Genomic DNA, 15,649 nt, shown 5'->3' with positions numbered 1-15,649 from the left:
GTGTTCGGCCTTTGCCTCCGATCCCTCTCCATGTGCGCCCCGTCCTGACGGGAGAGGGGGCGTTCCGTCCGGCGTGGCCGAGGAGTCCAATCGCGGACAAAGTCCGCTCCTACCGCATGAGCGCGCATGGCTTTTCGTAGGATGGTGTTGAGCGAAGCGATACCCATCAGCGCAACCGCATGGGGTTCGCAAGCTCAACCCATCCTACGAAAAACGCCTCGGCGCAGACAGTTGCTCCTACGCCCGAGCCTCCCTACGTTCTGCGCCCGCACCACGGAAACAGCTGGAAGAACGCCGTTCCCCCATGGAGGCAAGCGGCGCTCTTGCTGCCGAAGTTCAGCGGGTGCCGAACACCACCATGGTCTTGCCCTTCACGTGCACCAGACCCTGCTCCTCCAGGCTCTTCAGCACGCGGCCGACCATTTCCCGGGAGCAGCCGACGATACGGCCGATTTCCTGGCGGGTGATCTTGATCTGCATGCCGTCGGGGTGGGTCATGGCGTCCGGCTGCTGGCACAGGTCCAGCAGGGTGCGGGCGACGCGTCCGGTGACGTCGAGGAAGGCCAGGTCGCCGACCTTGCGCGTGGTCTTGCGCAGGCGCTCGGCCATCTGGCTGCCGAGGGTGAGGAGGATCTCCGGATCCTGCAGGCAGAGTTCGCGGAACTTGGTGTAGCTGATCTCGGCGACCTCGCATTCACCCTTGGCGCGAACCCAGGCGCTGCGTTCCTGGGCGGCGCTGCCGTCCTTCTCGAACAGCCCCATCTCGCCGAAGAAATCACCGCTGTTGAGGTAGCCGATGATCATTTCCCGGCCATCGTCGTCCTCGATCAGGACGGTGACCGAGCCCTTGATGATGAAGAACAGGCTTTCGCAACGATCCCCGGCGTAGATGATGGTGCTCTTTGGGGTGTAGCGGCGGCGGTGACAGTGTGCGAGCAACTTGTCGAGGTTTTTGTGTTTGGGTGTAAGGGTAATAGCTACCATGCCCGAGTCCCGAAATTATAAGAATGGCCCTGTGCACGACAGGCGCTTTTGTCGAGTTGTTATGTGTCGTCCCTGGCTGGCTTACCGTGACGTTACGACGCTCTCCCCCGAGCATCGGTGCCGCAGCTCGATGGCTGGCGGTCTTTTTTGATGGCAAGAGCTTAAACAGACGTTCTGGCGCCGACAATCAAAAGCTGGTCGGGCTGTCAATTTAACCTCGTGAGTGTGCCAGTAAAATGACGCCAGCATAATAGAACGTTAAGGTGTCAGGGCTCGAATTGAGACCTGGTCAACATCGCCGGGCATTCCAGGCCTTGTGATAAGCTGTCGCCCCCTTTTTTCCGGCGGAAGCCTGTGCATGAAAGCGAGAATCCAGTGGGCCGGCGAGGCCATGTTCCTCGGTGAATCCGGCAGCGGTCATGTGGTGGTGATGGACGGTCCGCCCGATGCCGGTGGCCGCAACCTGGGCGTGCGCCCGATGGAGATGCTGCTGCTCGGCCTGGGCGGCTGCACCAACTTCGACGTGGTCAGCATCCTGAAGAAGGGCCGCCAGCCGGTGGAGAGCTGCGAGGCCTTCCTCGAGGCCGATCGCGCCGGCGAGGACCCGAAGGTGTTCACCAGGATCCACGTGCACTTCGTGGTCAAGGGCCGTGGCCTGAAGGAAGCCCAGGTCAAGCGCGCCGTCGAGCTGTCGGCGGAGAAGTACTGCTCGGCCTCGATCATGCTCGGCCGCGCGGGCGTGGAGATCACCCACGACTACGAGATCGTCGAGCTCGGCTGACATCCACCCGTCACGGGATCGTCATGGCGGTGGCGTAAAGGCTGGCAGAGGTCGCCCGACCTCTGCATAATGCGCCACCTTTTTTCGGGGCCAGGCCCCAAACCAAGCAACCACAATCGCCAACGCGAAGAGGTGTAAACCGTCCTACGCAGGTGCGCCGTAAGCATCTGACGGGCATGCTCAACCACGCGGCAGAGCCGCATTGAAGAGAGTTCCCCCACGGTGAAAAGCAAACTCAAGCTCCACGGGTTCAACAACCTGACGAAGACCTTGAGCTTCAACATCTATGACATCTGCTACGCCGAGACGCCGGAAGACCAGCAGGCGTACGTGCAGTACATCGACGAAGAGTACGATGCCGAGCGCCTGACGCAGATCCTCACCGATGTTGTCGACATCATCGGCGCCAATATCCTGAACATCGCCCGTCAGGACTACGACCCCCAAGGCGCCAGCGTTACCATCCTGATCTCCGAGCAGCCGGTCACCCCGACCGACAGCCAGATCGAGGAATCCCCCGGGCCGCTACCGGAAACCATCCTGGCGCACCTGGACAAGAGCCATATCACCGTGCACACCTACCCGGAGATCCATCCGGTGGAAGGCATCGCGACCTTCCGGGTGGACATCGACGTTTCCACCTGCGGGGTGATCTCGCCGCTGAAGGCGCTCAACTACCTGATCCACCAGTTCGACTCGGACATCGTCACCGTGGACTACCGCGTGCGCGGCTTCACCCGCGACGTGGAGGGCAAGAAGCACTTCATCGACCACGAGATCAACTCGATCCAGAACTACCTCTCCGACGACACGTACGAGGCCTACCAGATGACCGACGTGAACGTGTACCAGGAGAACCTGTTCCACACCAAGATGCTGCTCAAGCAGTTCGACCTGGACAACTACCTGTTCGGCGACGCCACGAGCAACCTCTCGCCGGAGCAGCGCAAGCAGGTGGAAGAGCGCGTCCGCCACGAGATGCTGGAGATCTTCTACGGTCGCAACATGCCGCACTGAGATGGCTGCAGGTTTTAGGCGGTAGGCTGTAGGCAAGAGCGAAGAGCGCGTCATGCTGTTAGCCTGAAGCCTGAAGCCTGAAGCCTGAAGCCTGAAGCCTGAAGCCTGAAGCCTGAAGCCTGAAGCCTGAAGCCTGAAGCCTAGATGCGGTAGGTGGTCTTGGTCATCACCCTGGACAGCAGCGTCATGCCGAACTTGACCGGCGCCGGGAAGCGCAGGCCGCCGGCCTCGATGGCGTTGCTGGCGTGTTGTTCCTCGTCGATGCGCATCTGTTCGAGGATGGCGCGGCTCTTCTGGTCTTCGGCCGGCAGTTGTTCCAGGTGTTCGTCGAGGTGCTTGCACACCTGGTCCTCGGTGGCCGCGACGAAGCCCAGGCTCATGCGGTCGCTGATCAGCCCCGCCGCCGCGCCGACGCCGAAGGACAGGCCATAGAACAGCGGGTTGAGCAGGCTCGGGCGGCTGCCCAGTTCGCGGATGCGCTGTTCGCACCAGGCCAGGTGGTCGACCTCCTCGTCAGCGGCTTCTTCCATGGCCTTGCGCACCTGCGGCAGCTTGGCCGTCAGTGCCTGGCCCTGGTACAGCGCCTGGGCGCAGACCTCGCCGGTGTGGTTGATGCGCATCAGCCCGGCGATGTGGCGGCTGTCGGCCTCGTCGAGCTCGGCGTCGGGCTGCACGATGGCCGGCGACGGACGTGCCGGGTGACCGCTGAAGGGCAGCAGGGTGCGCAGCGCGGCATCGGCCTGCAGCAGGAAACGGTCGGCGGGGGAATAGTGACGGTCGGCGGACATGGCGCACCTCCGAAAGGGAAAACAGCGGCCAGTTTAACGGATTGCCGATGACAGGTCTTGCGGGGCGGCTGCGTGGCCGCCCTGCGCTTGGCGGCTCAGCCCGGCGGCCAGTGCATCTGGCGCTGGCCGAGGACGTGCATGTGGATGTGGTGCACGGTCTGGCCGCCCAGGTCGTTGCAGTTCATCACCACGCGGAAGCCTTCCGCGCAGCCCTGCTCGGCGGCCAGGCGCTGGGCGGTGAGGAGGATGTGCCCGGCCAGCGGCTTGTCGGCTTCCTCCAGGTCGTTGAGGGTGGCGATGTGGCGCTTCGGCACCACCAGGAAATGCACCGGCGCCTGCGGGCCGATATCGTGGAAGGCGATGACCTGGTCGTCTTCGTAGAGCTTGCGCGCCGGGATTTCCCCCGCGGCGATCTTGCAGAACAGGCAGTCCATGGGATGTCCTCCGGTAGGGGGCGATGGACCGCAGTTTAGCCGGCCGCGGCCGGGGAACACAGCCTGGCGCGCCGAGGCTATGGGTTGGGCAGCACCGAGCGATTGGCCCGCCCGGCGATCCAGCGCACCAGCCAGCGCGGCGCCAGGCGCGGGCTCCAGGCCATCAGGCGGTTGCGCCAGCCGGGGATGATGATGGCCTTGTTGCGCCGCAGGGCCTTTACCGTGATCAGCGCCACTTCCTCGGGGCTCATCATCAGCTTGCTGCCGTCCAGGCGGGCGGCCTCCACGCTGGCATTGCGGAAGAAGGCCGTGCGCGTCGGCCCCGGGCACAGCACCGAGACCTTCACGCCATGGCGCTTGAGCTCGCTGCGCAGGGCCTCGGACAGGTGCAGGACGTAGGCCTTGCTGGCGTAGTAGTTGCTCATCCAGGGGCCGGGCATGAAGCCGACCACCGATGCCACGTTGAGGATATGCCCGCCGCCGCTGCGCGCCATCTGCCCGCCGATGGCGTGGCACAGGCGGGCCAGGGCGAGGACGTTGAGCTCGATCATCTCCTGCTCGCGGGACCAGTCCTGCTCGACGAAGGCGCCGCCGCTGCCGAAGCCGGCGTTGTTCACCAGCAGCTCGATCTGCCGGCCGGACTGCTCCAGCTCATGCAGTAGTCCGGAGAGCTGCAGCGGCTCGGACAGGTCGCAGATACGGAACAGCACATCCACGCCGAAACGCTGGGCCAGCTCATAGGCGATGCTTTCCAGGGCATCGCGCTGGCGCGCCACCAGGATCAGGGCCTGGCCGCGGCGCGCCAGGGCCTCGGCCAGGGCGAGGCCGATACCGCTGGAGGCGCCGGTGATCAGGGCATAGCGAGGCATCGATGGGTCTCCGGAATGGGGCGCGGATTCTAGCGCGCCCCATTGCCGTGGGCTATTGCTCCGAGGGCTCGTCGGTTTCGACGGCGGCCGCGTCCTCGTCGTCGTAGGCCTGGGGCTCGGCGGTCGCGGCCGGGTCGTAGCTCTGGTCCTGGCTGTAGGCCGCCTCCTGGGCACGGGTGAGGTATCCCTGGTAGGCCGGGATGGCGATCGCGGCGAGGATGCCGACGACGGGCACCAGGATCGACGCCCAGGCCAGGCCTGTCACGCCGCGGCTGTTCGGCGGCGGCGGCGGGCCGTAGCGGTTGGCGCCGACGCTGCCCGGCACCAGCAGCATCAGCAGGGCCATGACGCTGCCCACCACGGGCACGAAATTGAGCAGCCACAGCCAGCCGGACCAGCCGATGTCGTGCAGGCGCTGGACGCCGAAGAAGATGCTGACCACGACCATGCCGACGCAGGCGGCGATCAGCACCAGGGCGCCCAGCGTCTGGGAGGCTGCAGTGAGGGCAGCGAAGAGGATGAACAGCGGGATCATGGCGAGGATCATGCCCATGCTCCAGCCCAGGTAGCGGACGCGGCCGATGCGGCCCTGGACGGTGAAGTACTGCAGCTCGCCGTATTCCGGCAGCGCCTCGCCGACCGGTGCCTGCGGGGTAGCGTAGGGCGATTGGACAGCATTGCTGGGACTGGAACTGGAACTGGAACTGGAGCTGGCAGTGGCGGCCGGCGCCGCGGCGATGGGCTGGCTCGCGGACAGCTCGGCCTGGCGCGCCAGGTACTTGTCGATGATGATGCCGCAGGCGCTGCACTCGCTGGCCTTGGCCTGCTCGTGCCCGCACTTCGGGCAGGTCATCCGCTCGGCGCTGGCCGCCTGTTCCGCGGCTTGGGTCTCGGCGCCGGGGTGATCCTCGGTCTCCACCAGCGACAGGCTGGATACCAGGTCGGACTCCTTGCGCGCCTGGGCGCCGGCGTTGTGCAGGGCCTGCAGGTACTTGTCGGCCTCGCCCTCGGAAAGGTCGCGCTTGAGCACGACCAGTTGCCCGCTGAACAGTGCCTCGATGCGCGCCAGGTCGCTCTTGAACAGGCGGGCGAGGTTCTCCTTGGCGGTTTCCAGCGGCGTTTGCGGCATCAATGTGCCGTCGAACACGATCTTGTAGCGTGGTTCATCCATCGAGGGGCATCCTTGTCGGTTGATTGGGCTGTAGCTTCTGGCTACAGCCTAATCGCAGGCCCGGAGGGCAACAAGCCAGCATGCGCGGATTTGCGAGCCCCGTTCAGGGACGCAGCAGGCCGGGCAGGGCGCCGCCGCGCTGGAGGGCGTCGCGGTACTCCTGGTCCAGGCGCGCCACCAGCTCGTCCACCGACGGCAGGTCGCTGATGTTGCCCACGCCCTGGCCGGCGGACCAGACGGTCTTCCAGGCCTTGGCCTCGTCGTTGACCGGCTTGAGTTTCTCGCCGTAGTTCAGCTCGCCCTTCTCGTTCAGGCGCGCCATGTCGAAGCCGGCGGCCTCCAGGCTCTGGCGCATGAAGCTGGCCGGCACGCCGGAGACCGCGGGGGTGTGGATGATGTCGGCGGCGCGGGCCTCCAGCAGCATCTTCTTGTAGGCGGTGGAAGCGTTGCTCTCGCGGGTGGCGATGAAGCGCGTGCCGAGGTAGGCGAGGTCGGCGCCGAGGATCTGCGCCGCCAGGATCTCGTGCCCGCGGTTGATGCAGCCCGCCAGCAGCAGCGTCTTGTCGAAGAACTGGCGGATCTCCGCGACCAGCGCGAAGGGGCTCCAGGTGCCGGCATGGCCGCCGGCGCCTGCGGCCACCGCGATGAGCCCGTCGACCCCGGCTTCGGCGGCCTTCTCCGCATGGCGGCGGGTGGTCACATCGTGGAACACCAGGCCGCCATAGCTGTGCACCGCATCGACCACTTCGCGCACCGCCCCCAGGCTGGTGATGACGATGGGCACGCGGTGCTCCACGCACAGCGCAAGGTCAGCCTGCAGGCGCGGGTTGCTGTGGTGGACGATGAGGTTCACCGCATAGGGCGCCGCTTGCGGGGCGTTGGCCAGGCCGGCCTCGATCTCTTCCAGCCAGGCCTTGAAGCCGCTGCTCTCGCGCTGGTTCAGCGCCGGGAAGCTGCCGACGATGCCGCTGTGGCAGCAGGCCAGCACCAGTTGCGGGTTGGACACCAGGAACATGGGCGCCGCCACCAGGGGCAGGCGCAGACGGCGGTCGAGCAGGGCGGGCAGGGACATGGGAGGCTCCGGGCAGGATTCAGAAAGGTTTGACCACGACCAGAATGACGATGGCCAGCAGGAAAAGCACAGGGACTTCGTTGAACCAGCGGAAGAACACGTGGCTGCGGCGGTTCTCGCCACGGGCGAAGCGCTTGAGCATGGCGCCGCAGGCGTGGTGGTAGCCGATCAGCAGGACCACCAGGGTCAGCTTGGCGTGCAGCCAGCCCTGGCTCAGCCAGCCCGGGGTCAGGTAGAGCATCCAGGCGCCGAGCAGGATGGTGAGGATCATCGACGGGCCCATGATGCCGCGGTAGAGCTTGCGCTCCATCACCTGGAAGCGCTCGCGGCTGGCGGCGTCCTCGCTCATGGCGTGGTAGACGAACAGGCGCGGCAGGTAGAACAGGCCGGCGAACCAGCAGACCACTGCGACTATGTGCAGGGCCTTTATCCACAGATACAGCATCGATAGCTCCTCGGGTCACGGTTGGGCTGATAGTAGTGGCAGCCCCGTGCCAGCGTCATCCCCGCGAAGCCGCACGCCCCTGCCGGCGACTCGTCGCCCGCGGCGCTTCGGCCTGTTCATGCGAGGCCCGCGCTCTTATCATTGGCGGTTCTGAGTGAGCCCCTTATTGGCGGAGTGACGGACAGATGATCAAGGTCGGTATCGTAGGTGGTACGGGTTACACGGGTGTGGAGTTGCTGCGCCTGCTGGCCCAGCATCCGGAGGCGCGCGTCGAGGTGATCACCTCGCGCTCCGAGGAGGGCGTGAAGGTCGCCGACATGTACCCGAACCTGCGAGGCCACTACGATTACCTGTCCTTCAGCGTGCCGGACGTGCAGCGCCTGGGCGCCTGCGACGTGGTGTTCTTCGCCACCCCGCACGGCGTGGCCCATGCCCTGGCCGGCGAACTGCTGGCCACCGGCACCCGCGTCATCGACCTGTCCGCCGACTTCCGCCTGCAGGATGCCGAGGAATGGGCCAAGTGGTACGGCCAGCCCCACGGCGCGCCGCAGCTGCTGCCCGAGGCGGTCTACGGCCTGCCGGAAGTGAACCGTGAGGCCATCAAGTCGGCGCGCCTGATCGCCGTGCCCGGCTGCTACCCGACCGCCACCCAGCTGGGCTTCATCCCGCTGCTGGAAGCCGGCCTGGCCGACACCTCGCGGCTGATCGCCGACTGCAAGTCCGGCGTCAGCGGCGCCGGTCGCGGCGCCAAGGTCGGTTCGCTGTTCTGCGAGGCCGGCGAGAGCATGATGGCCTACTCGGTCAAGGGCCACCGCCACCTGCCGGAAATCAGCCAGGGCCTGCGCCGCGCCGCCAAGGGCGATGTCGGCCTGACCTTCGTCCCGCACCTGACGCCGATGATCCGCGGCATCCACGCCACCCTCTACGCCCAGGTGGCCGACCGCGGCGTGGACCTGCAGAAGCTGTTCGAGGAGCGCTACGCCAACGAGCCCTTCGTCGACGTGATGCCGGCCGGCAGCCACCCGGAAACCCGCAGCGTGCGCGGCGCCAACGTCTGCCGTATCGCCGTGCACCGTCCGCAGGGCGGCGACCTGGTGGTGGTGCTGTCGGTGATCGACAACCTGGTCAAGGGCGCGTCCGGCCAGGCGATCCAGAACATGAACATCCTCTTCGGCCTGGACGAGCGCCTCGGCCTGTCCAACGTGGCCCTGCTGCCCTGAGGCTGGCCCCGGGCTCCCGCTGCGGGAGCCCGTCCCGAAGGATGTTCGACGAAGGATTGACCTGGCTTAGTTGACCATTTTTCTCGGGTAAGCGGATAATAGCCCGCAATGTTGTAACGTACGGCTTCGGCCGGGAGACATCTGACATGACCATCGAGACCTTCACCCCCACCCCGCTGATCTTCTCCAACGGGGCCGCGCACAAGGTGAAGACGCTGATCGACGAAGAAGGCAATCCGCGTCTGAAACTGCGCGTCTTCGTCACCGGCGGCGGCTGCTCGGGCTTCCAGTACGGCTTCACCTTCGACGAGGACACCGCGGACGACGACACCGTGGTTGAACGCGATGGCGTCAGCCTGGTGGTCGACCCGATGAGCTTCCAGTACCTCGCCGGCGCCGAGGTGGACTACCAGGAAGGCCTGGAAGGTTCGCGCTTCGTGATCAAGAACCCGAACGCCGCCACCACCTGCGGGTGCGGACAGTCGTTCTCGATCTGAGTCGGCCGCAATGACGAAACGCCGCGCATCTGCGCGGCGTTTTCGTTTGTATCAGGCGGGGTAGAGGGCGCCGAGTATCCGTGGCCCGGCCGCGCCTGTGACTTCCGGGCGGTTGCCGGGCAGGCGCTGGAGGAAGCGGTGCGCCAGCCAGGCGAAGGCCATGGCCTCCATCCATTCCGGCGCCACGCCGTATTCCGCGGTACTGGTCACCTTTGCCCTGGGCAGGTGCGCCGCCAGGCGCGCCATGAATGCGCCATTGAAGGCGCCGCCGCCACATACCAGCACCTCTTCGCAACCCGGCTGCGCATGCAGCAGGGATTCGGCGATGCTGCGGGCGCTGAGCTCCAGCAGGGTGGCCTGCACATCCTCGGCGGGCAGGGCGGGGCCTTCGGCCAACTGCGCCTTCAGCCAGGGCAGGTTGAAACGCTCGCGCCCGGTGCTCTTCGGCCCGCGGGTGGCGAAGAAGTCATCGGCGAGGAAGCGCTGCAGCAGTTCGTCATTCACCCGGCCGCTGGCCGCCCAGGCGCCGTCGCGGTCATAGGATTCGCCGCGCTGGTCGTGGATCCAACTGTCCAGCAGCACGTTGCCCGGTCCGCAGTCAAAGCCGCGTACCGGCTCGCCCGGGGCGAGCAGCGAGACGTTGCTGAAGCCGCCGACGTTCAATACGGCTCGCAGCTTTTTGTTGCCGAACAGCGCCTGGTGGAAGGCCGGGACCAGCGGCGCGCCCTGGCCGCCGGCAGCCAGGTCGCGGCGGCGGAAGTCGGCCACCACGTCGATGCCGGTCAGCTCGGCGAGCAGGGCGGGATTGTCGATCTGCACGGTGAAGCCGCGCTGCGGCTCGTGGCGCACGGTCTGGCCGTGGCTGCCGATGGCACGGATGGCTTGCGGCGGCAGTTGCTGGCGCTGCAGCAGTTCCAGGATGCCCTGGGCGGCGAGCCGCACCCAGGCATTCTCGGCGCAGGCGCCGCGGGCGATCTCGTCGGGGCCGCTGGCGCACAGGGCCAGGAGTTCGGCGCGCAGGTCCGCGGGCATGGGCAGGTAGTGGGAGGCGAGCAGGGTGGTGGAGTCTTCACCCTGCTCGACCAGGGCGATGTCCAGGCCATCGAGGCTGGTGCCGGACATCACCCCCAGGTAGAGCGCCATGGTTCAGCGCTGCTGCTCTTGCTGCTTGTTCATGGCCAGGGAGGTGGGCTTCTCCTGGTCCATGCGCGCCATCAGCGGCTGGGTCTGGGCCAGGAAGCGCTTGCGGTCCGGGCCGGCCAGCGGGTCGGCCATCGGCAGCTTGGCGCTCAGCGGGTCGACGTACTTGCCGTTGATATGGAACTCGTAGTGCAGGTGCGGGCCGGTGGCCAGGCCGGTCATGCCGACGTAGCCGATGATCTGCCCCTGCTTGACCGCGACGCCGCTGCGGATGCCCTTGGCGAAAAGGCTCATGTGGCCGTAGACGGTCTGGTAGGTCGAGCCGTGCTGGATGACCACCGCGTTGCCGTAGCCGCCCTTGCGCCCGGCCTCGATCACCTTGCCGTCGCCGGTGGCCTTGATCGGCGTGCCGATGGGCGCGGCGTAGTCGACGCCCTTGTGCGCGCGGATCTTGTTCAGGATCGGGTGCAGGCGGCCCATGGAGAAGCGCGAGCTGATGCGGGCGAAGTCCACCGGGGTGCGGATGAACGCCTTGCGCATGCTGGTGCCGTCGGCGCGGTAGTAGCTGGTGTTGCCGGCCTTGTTGGTGAAGCGCACCGCGGTGTATTCCTTGCCGCGGTTGATGAAGCGCGCGGCGAGGATGTTGCCGGTGTCCACCTGGCGGCCGTCGACCACCTTCTTCTCGTAGATCACGTCGAACTGGTCGCCTTCGCGCAGGTCGAGGGCGAAGTCGATGTCGTAGCCGAAGATGTTCGCCAGGGCCATGATCAGGTCATGGGACAGGCCGGCTTCCTTGCCCGCGGTGAACAGCGAGCTGTCGATGCGGCCATGGGCGTAGGCGGTGTGCACGTCCGGCTTGACCAGGTCGCGCTTGAACGCATAGCCCTTGGCGGACTTGTTCAGGCTGATGGTCTCCAGGTCGCTCTGCTTGATGCGCAGGCTCTGCAGCTCGCCTTGCGGGCTGATCAGGAACTCGACTTCGTGGCCGACGTCCAGGCGGGTGAACTGCTTGGCGTCCTTGCTGCTGGCCAGCACGTCGTGCACCAGGCCGGCCGGCAGGCCAGCCTTGGCGAAGACGGTGGAAAGGGTGTCGCCCTTGCCCACGGTCACGCGCTTCCAGGCCGGTTCGGCGGGAGTGGCGGGCTGGGTATCGTTGGAGGCCTTGAGTGCTTTCTTTTCTTCTTCCGCGTCTTTTCCGGCGCGGTTGTCGTCGTTCTGCCCTTCGATCCGTGCGAAGGGAGAATCGCTGTTCTCGGTGACCTGCGGGCTTCGCAGGTCGTCCTTTTCCTGAATGATGCGGTCGGAACCGCCGTCCAGCTCCAGATTGAGCGTGGTCTTCTTCGCCTCGACTTCACTCGAGGGGAACACCAGCAGAGCCAGGCTGAGGAGCGCTGCTACACCGCTTGCGGCCAGCAGATGGCTCTTCGGATAGTAGGGCGCTTTCTGATTCGATTGCGTCATGGCATGAGTGGTGTTTTTGGAATGTGAAATAACTGCCTAAAATATAACCAAATTCCCCTCGAAGCAAGTCTATCGCCCAGGGTTTGACGCCATTTCCCCGTACGCCGGGCAAAACTTGTTTTTAGTGTCCGATCTTGTATGGTTGGTTCCCTTTTGATTGCCGGAAAAACGGAACAGGAACTGTGATGAAGTCGGTCGAAGAGCAGCTGGCGCTGATCAAGCGTGGTGCGGATGAACTCCTGGTGGAAGCCGAGCTGGTCGAAAAGCTCAAGCGTGGCCAGCCACTGCGGATCAAGGCGGGCTTCGACCCGACCGCGCCGGACCTGCACCTCGGGCATACCGTCCTCATTAATAAGCTGCGCCAGTTCCAGGACCTCGGCCATCAGGTGATCTTCCTCATCGGAGACTTCACCGGGATGATCGGCGACCCCAGTGGCAAGAGCGCCACCCGTCCGCCGCTGACCCGCGAGCAGGTGCTGGAGAACGCCGAGACGTACAAGTCCCAGGTCTTCAAGATCCTCGACCCGGCCAAGACCGAGGTGGCATTCAACTCCACCTGGATGGACAAGCTGACTCCGGCCGATTTCATTCGTCTCGCCTCCCAGTACACCGTCGCCCGCATGCTCGAGCGCGATGACTTCAGCAAACGCTATGCCAGCAACCAGTCCATCGCCATCCACGAGTTCCTCTATCCGCTGGTGCAGGGCTACGACTCGGTGGCGCTGCGCGCCGACGTGGAACTGGGCGGTACCGATCAGAAGTTCAACCTGCTCATGGGGCGCGAGCTGCAGCGCGCCTACGACCAGGAGCCGCAGTGCATCCTGACCATGCCGCTGCTGGAAGGTCTGGACGGCGTGAAGAAGATGTCCAAGTCCCTGGGCAACTACATCGGTATCCAGGAAGCGCCGGGCGTCATGTACAGCAAGCTCGTTTCCATTCCGGACACTTTGATGTGGCGTTACTTCGAGCTGCTCAGCTTCCGCTCGATGGATGAGATCGATGCCCTGCGCAAGGATGTCGAGGCCGGTGCCAACCCGCGCGACGTCAAGATCAAGCTGGCGGAAGAGATCGTCGCCCGCTTCCATGGCGAAGAAGCCGCTGCCAATGCCCACAAGTCCGCAGGCAATCGCCTGAAGGAAGGCGAACTGCCGGAAGACATCCCGGAAGTGGAAGTGGCCGCCACCGAGGACCTGCCCATCGGCGCCGTGCTGAACCGCGCCGGCCTGGTGAAGAACTCCGCCGTGGCTCGCGACCTGCTGGGTGCTGGTGGCGTGCGCGTCGACGGTCATGCCGTGGATCGCAGCTTCGTCTTCAAGGTCGGTGCTACTCATATAGTGCAGGCCGGCAAGAAGGCGTTCGCGAAGGTCACTTTGCTGGCCGAGTGAAAACTTTCAGAAAAGTGTTGACGGGGGTTTTTAACTCCCTATAATGCGCACCACTCCCAGCGACGAAGCGCTGAAAGAGCTTGAAAATCAAGCACTTAAGCAGGTTCGAAGTTGAGAGTGGTGGTCAGGTGGGTGGTTCACTCGCCGCCTTTGGGTTCGACGGCTGCTCCGGCAGCGAGCCAAAAGGAAGATCGCCGAGGTGCTTGACAGTGATTCTGGTCGCTGTAGAATGCGCCTCCCGCTGACGAGAAGCTCCGGCCGATCGGCAGCGCAAGCGGTTGAGTAGGAACGAAAAATTCTGAAAATAACGCTTGACGAAATAAGAGGTTGGCGTAGAATGCGCGGCCTCGGTTGAGACGAAAGCCTCAGCCAACTGCTCTTTAACAAGTTGAATCAAGCAATTCGTGTGGGTGCTTGTGAGTTAAGACTGGTGATCGCAAGATTATCAGCATCACAAGTAACACTCGTGAATTCGAGAGTTTTTTTGCGATTGCTGAGCCAAGTTTAGGGTTTTCTCAAAACCCGATCAGTATTGAACTGAAGAGTTTGATCATGGCTCAGATTGAACGCTGGCGGCAGGCCTAACACATGCAAGTCGAGCGGATGAAGGGAGCTTGCTCCCGGATTCAGCGGCGGACGGGTGAGTAATGCCTAGGAATCTGCCTGGTAGTGGGGGACAACGTTCCGAAAGGAGCGCTAATACCGCATACGTCCTACGGGAGAAAGTGGGGGATCTTCGGACCTCACGCTATCAGATGAGCCTAGGTCGGATTAGCTAGTAGGTGGGGTAATGGCTCACCTAGGCGACGATCCGTAACTGGTCTGAGAGGATGATCAGTCACACTGGAACTGAGACACGGTCCAGACTCCTACGGGAGGCAGCAGTGGGGAATATTGGACAATGGGCGAAAGCCTGATCCAGCCATGCCGCGTGTGTGAAGAAGGTCTTCGGATTGTAAAGCACTTTAAGTTGGGAGGAAGGGCAGTAAGTTAATACCTTGCTGTTTTGACGTTACCAACAGAATAAGCACCGGCTAACTTCGTGCCAGCAGCCGCGGTAATACGAAGGGTGCAAGCGTTAATCGGAATTACTGGGCGTAAAGCGCGCGTAGGTGGTTTGGTAAGATGGATGTGAAATCCCCGGGCTCAACCTGGGAACTGCATCCATAACTGCCTGACTAGAGTACGGTAGAGGGTGGTGGAATTTCCTGTGTAGCGGTGAAATGCGTAGATATAGGAAGGAACACCAGTGGCGAAGGCGACCACCTGGACTGATACTGACACTGAGGTGCGAAAGCGTGGGGAGCAAACAGGATTAGATACCCTGGTAGTCCACGCCGTAAACGATGTCGACTAGCCGTTGGGATCCTTGAGATCTTAGTGGCGCAGCTAACGCGATAAGTCGACCGCCTGGGGAGTACGGCCGCAAGGTTAAAACTCAAATGAATTGACGGGGGCCCGCACAAGCGGTGGAGCATGTGGTTTAATTCGAAGCAACGCGAAGAACCTTACCTGGCCTTGACATGTCCGGAATCCTGCAGAGATGCGGGAGTGCCTTCGGGAATCGGAACACAGGTGCTGCATGGCTGTCGTCAGCTCGTGTCGTGAGATGTTGGGTTAAGTCCCGTAACGAGCGCAACCCTTGTCCTTAGTTACCAGCACGTTAAGGTGGGCACTCTAAGGAGACTGCCGGTGACAAACCGGAGGAAGGTGGGGATGACGTCAAGTCATCATGGCCCTTACGGCCAGGGCTACACACGTGCTACAATGGTCGGTACAGAGGGTTGCCAAGCCGCGAGGTGGAGCTAATCCCAGAAAACCGATCGTAGTCCGGATCGCAGTCTGCAACTCGACTGCGTGAAGTCGGAATCGCTAGTAATCGTGAATCAGAATGTCACGGTGAATACGTTCCCGGGCCTTGTACACACCGCCCGTCACACCATGGGAGTGGGTTGCTCCAGAAGTAGCTAGTCTAACCGCAAGGGGGACGGTTACCACGGAGTGATTCATGACTGGGGTGAAGTCGTAACAAGGTAGCCGTAGGGGAACCTGCGGCTGGATCACCTCCTTAATCGAAGATCCCGGCTTTCTCATAAGCTCCCACACGAATTGCTTGATTCACTGGTTAGACGATTAGGTTGTTGCTCGGTTGGTTAGAGCGCACCCTAGGCTCTTGGATAGAGAGCAGGGTGAGGTCGACCTGCAGGGCCAAAACGATTGGGTCTGTAGCTCAGTTGGTTAGAGCGCACCCCTGATAAGGGTGAGGTCGGCAGTTCGAATCTGCCCAGACCCACCAATTGTTGTGGTGGTGCCTTGATCCGATGGGGCCATAGCTCAGCTGGGAGAGCGCCTGCTTTGCACGCAGGAGGTCAGGAGTTCGATCCT

14 protein-coding genes, 1 tRNA gene and 1 rRNA gene are annotated in these 15,649 nt (G+C 63.8%); 7 read left to right on the top strand and 9 right to left on the bottom strand.

Annotated elements, in window-relative coordinates; genetic code table 11:
* Nucleotides 1-336: 336 nt before the first annotated feature.
* Nucleotides 337-984, bottom strand: a complete 648-nt coding sequence (gene crp / locus FG99_RS09910; protein WP_043269230.1) for a cAMP-activated global transcriptional regulator CRP — start codon at nucleotides 982-984, stop codon at nucleotides 337-339.
* A gap of 358 nt (nucleotides 985-1,342) precedes the next feature.
* On the opposite strand from crp, the gene FG99_RS09905 reads away from it, so the two are divergent.
* Together FG99_RS09905 and speD are read left to right on the top strand one after the other, a co-directional pair.
* A complete protein-coding gene (locus FG99_RS09905) occupies nucleotides 1,343-1,765 on the top strand; it encodes an OsmC family protein (RefSeq protein WP_009615662.1) in 423 nt (140 codons plus the stop codon).
* A gap of 222 nt (nucleotides 1,766-1,987) precedes the next feature.
* The gene (gene speD, locus FG99_RS09900) at nucleotides 1,988-2,782 is read left to right on the top strand and encodes an adenosylmethionine decarboxylase (RefSeq protein WP_009615665.1); all 795 of its coding nucleotides are present in this window, start codon (nucleotides 1,988-1,990) and stop codon (nucleotides 2,780-2,782) included.
* A 140-nt stretch (nucleotides 2,783-2,922) separates the two neighbouring features.
* Here speD and coq7 read toward each other — a convergent pair whose 3' ends face one another.
* From coq7 to hemJ, 6 genes are all read right to left on the bottom strand, one after another.
* Complete coding sequence (coq7, locus tag FG99_RS09895) at nucleotides 2,923-3,570, bottom strand: 2-polyprenyl-3-methyl-6-methoxy-1,4-benzoquinone monooxygenase (protein WP_043269228.1); 648 nt, start codon at nucleotides 3,568-3,570, stop codon at nucleotides 2,923-2,925.
* Between the two features lie 95 nt (nucleotides 3,571-3,665).
* Nucleotides 3,666-4,004, bottom strand: a complete 339-nt coding sequence (locus tag FG99_RS09890) for a histidine triad nucleotide-binding protein (RefSeq protein WP_009615667.1) — start codon at nucleotides 4,002-4,004, stop codon at nucleotides 3,666-3,668.
* Between the two features lie 77 nt (nucleotides 4,005-4,081).
* The gene (locus tag FG99_RS09885) at nucleotides 4,082-4,873 is read right to left on the bottom strand and encodes an SDR family NAD(P)-dependent oxidoreductase (RefSeq protein ID WP_043269226.1); all 792 of its coding nucleotides are present in this window, start codon (nucleotides 4,871-4,873) and stop codon (nucleotides 4,082-4,084) included.
* A gap of 52 nt (nucleotides 4,874-4,925) precedes the next feature.
* Entirely contained in the window at nucleotides 4,926-6,044 is a 1,119-nt protein-coding gene (locus FG99_RS09880; protein ID WP_043269224.1) for a DUF805 domain-containing protein, read from the bottom strand.
* Nucleotides 6,045-6,147: 103 nt separating this feature from the next.
* Nucleotides 6,148-7,116 (bottom strand): NAD(P)H-dependent flavin oxidoreductase, encoded by a 969-nt coding sequence (locus tag FG99_RS09875; protein WP_043269222.1) that lies wholly within the window; start codon nucleotides 7,114-7,116, stop codon nucleotides 6,148-6,150.
* Nucleotides 7,117-7,135: 19 nt separating this feature from the next.
* On the bottom strand, nucleotides 7,136-7,558 hold the full coding sequence (gene hemJ / locus FG99_RS09870) for a protoporphyrinogen oxidase HemJ (protein WP_173427880.1): 423 nt from the start codon (nucleotides 7,556-7,558) through the stop codon (nucleotides 7,136-7,138).
* Nucleotides 7,559-7,746: 188 nt separating this feature from the next.
* Between hemJ and argC the strand changes: the two genes are divergently transcribed.
* Nucleotides 7,747-8,781, top strand: a complete 1,035-nt coding sequence (gene argC / locus FG99_RS09865) for an N-acetyl-gamma-glutamyl-phosphate reductase (RefSeq protein ID WP_043269220.1) — start codon at nucleotides 7,747-7,749, stop codon at nucleotides 8,779-8,781.
* Nucleotides 8,782-8,927: 146 nt separating this feature from the next.
* A complete protein-coding gene (gene erpA / locus FG99_RS09860) occupies nucleotides 8,928-9,278 on the top strand; it encodes an iron-sulfur cluster insertion protein ErpA (protein ID WP_009615673.1) in 351 nt (116 codons plus the stop codon).
* 51 nt (nucleotides 9,279-9,329) lie between these two features.
* Here erpA and FG99_RS09855 read toward each other — a convergent pair whose 3' ends face one another.
* The gene (locus FG99_RS09855; protein WP_043269217.1) at nucleotides 9,330-10,421 is read right to left on the bottom strand and encodes an anhydro-N-acetylmuramic acid kinase; all 1,092 of its coding nucleotides are present in this window, start codon (nucleotides 10,419-10,421) and stop codon (nucleotides 9,330-9,332) included.
* A gap of 3 nt (nucleotides 10,422-10,424) precedes the next feature.
* Nucleotides 10,425-11,879, bottom strand: a complete 1,455-nt coding sequence (locus FG99_RS09850) for a peptidoglycan DD-metalloendopeptidase family protein (RefSeq protein ID WP_043269215.1) — start codon at nucleotides 11,877-11,879, stop codon at nucleotides 10,425-10,427.
* A gap of 185 nt (nucleotides 11,880-12,064) precedes the next feature.
* Here FG99_RS09850 and tyrS point away from each other — a divergent pair, with 185 nt between their 5' ends.
* From tyrS to FG99_RS09835, 3 genes are all read left to right on the top strand, one after another.
* Nucleotides 12,065-13,264 (top strand): tyrosine--tRNA ligase, encoded by a 1,200-nt coding sequence (gene tyrS / locus FG99_RS09845; protein WP_043269213.1) that lies wholly within the window; start codon nucleotides 12,065-12,067, stop codon nucleotides 13,262-13,264.
* 534 nt (nucleotides 13,265-13,798) lie between these two features.
* Nucleotides 13,799-15,335, top strand: a 16S ribosomal RNA gene (locus tag FG99_RS09840).
* Nucleotides 15,336-15,483: 148 nt separating this feature from the next.
* Nucleotides 15,484-15,560: transfer RNA gene (locus tag FG99_RS09835), tRNA-Ile, on the top strand.
* Nucleotides 15,561-15,649: the final 89 nt, after the last annotated feature.

This window comes from Pseudomonas sp. AAC, assembly GCF_000725445.1.
GTDB classification, from domain to species: domain Bacteria; phylum Pseudomonadota; class Gammaproteobacteria; order Pseudomonadales; family Pseudomonadaceae; genus Pseudomonas; species Pseudomonas citronellolis.
This window is presented reverse-complemented; position numbering and strand designations above follow the sequence as displayed.

Excerpts from the sequence above, each read along its gene's own strand:
- crp (WP_043269230.1), bottom strand. The coding sequence starts at position 984 with ATGGTAGCTATTACCCTTACACCCAAACACAAAAACCTCGACAAGTTG.
- FG99_RS09905 (WP_009615662.1), top strand. The coding sequence starts at position 1,343 with ATGAAAGCGAGAATCCAGTGGGCCGGCGAGGCCATGTTCCTCGGTGAA.
- coq7 (WP_043269228.1), bottom strand. The coding sequence starts at position 3,570 with ATGTCCGCCGACCGTCACTATTCCCCCGCCGACCGTTTCCTGCTGCAG.
- FG99_RS09890 (WP_009615667.1), bottom strand. The coding sequence starts at position 4,004 with ATGGACTGCCTGTTCTGCAAGATCGCCGCGGGGGAAATCCCGGCGCGC.
- FG99_RS09885 (WP_043269226.1), bottom strand. The coding sequence starts at position 4,873 with ATGCCTCGCTATGCCCTGATCACCGGCGCCTCCAGCGGTATCGGCCTC.
- FG99_RS09880 (WP_043269224.1), bottom strand. The coding sequence starts at position 6,044 with ATGGATGAACCACGCTACAAGATCGTGTTCGACGGCACATTGATGCCG.
- FG99_RS09875 (WP_043269222.1), bottom strand. The coding sequence starts at position 7,116 with ATGTCCCTGCCCGCCCTGCTCGACCGCCGTCTGCGCCTGCCCCTGGTG.
- argC (WP_043269220.1), top strand. The coding sequence starts at position 7,747 with ATGATCAAGGTCGGTATCGTAGGTGGTACGGGTTACACGGGTGTGGAG.
- erpA (WP_009615673.1), top strand. The coding sequence starts at position 8,928 with ATGACCATCGAGACCTTCACCCCCACCCCGCTGATCTTCTCCAACGGG.
- FG99_RS09855 (WP_043269217.1), bottom strand. The coding sequence starts at position 10,421 with ATGGCGCTCTACCTGGGGGTGATGTCCGGCACCAGCCTCGATGGCCTG.
- FG99_RS09850 (WP_043269215.1), bottom strand. The coding sequence starts at position 11,879 with ATGACGCAATCGAATCAGAAAGCGCCCTACTATCCGAAGAGCCATCTG.
- tyrS (WP_043269213.1), top strand. The coding sequence starts at position 12,065 with ATGAAGTCGGTCGAAGAGCAGCTGGCGCTGATCAAGCGTGGTGCGGAT.